Origin of the sequence: Mesorhizobium sp. M4B.F.Ca.ET.017.02.2.1 (assembly GCF_003998955.1) — a bacterium.
Classification (GTDB): Bacteria; Pseudomonadota; Alphaproteobacteria; order Rhizobiales; family Rhizobiaceae; genus Mesorhizobium; species Mesorhizobium abyssinicae.
On the sequence record NZ_RZOF01000714.1, the window covers coordinates 1 to 445 of the forward strand.

Here is a 445-nt window from a genome sequence, read left to right on the forward strand (position 1 = left end):
ACCGCTCGACGACGACGGGGGCCGGCGGCGCCTGGTCGATCGGCGGACTGACGCTGGCCGATGTCGGCAAGAACATCTACGAGGTCGTGCCGGACGGCTCGCAGCAGACCGGGATCCTCGTGCAGACCGTCGACAATCCCGGCAGCTGTGGCACCGACACCGACAACGACTTCACCAACTTCCTCGACTTCTCAGTCTCGGGCACCAAGTACGAGGACCTGACCGGAAACGGCAAGACGGCGGACGACACCGCCTGGTCGCACGATCCGGTGACCATCTTCATCGACGACGACAACAGCGGCGATCTCAGCGCCGGCGACCGCTCGACGACGACGGGGGCCGGCGGCGCCTGGTCGATCGGCGGACTGACGCTGGCCGATGTCGGCAAGAACATCTACGAGGTCGTGCCGGACGGCTCCGAGCAGACCGGGATCCTCGTGCAGAC

The 445-nt window shown here is 67.0% G+C and carries 1 protein-coding gene; it reads left to right on the forward strand.

The genetic code is table 11. The features are described from left to right. The coding region (locus tag EN738_RS35845; protein ID WP_189606177.1) for a hypothetical protein at nucleotides 1-445 on the forward strand (445 nt) is incomplete at both ends.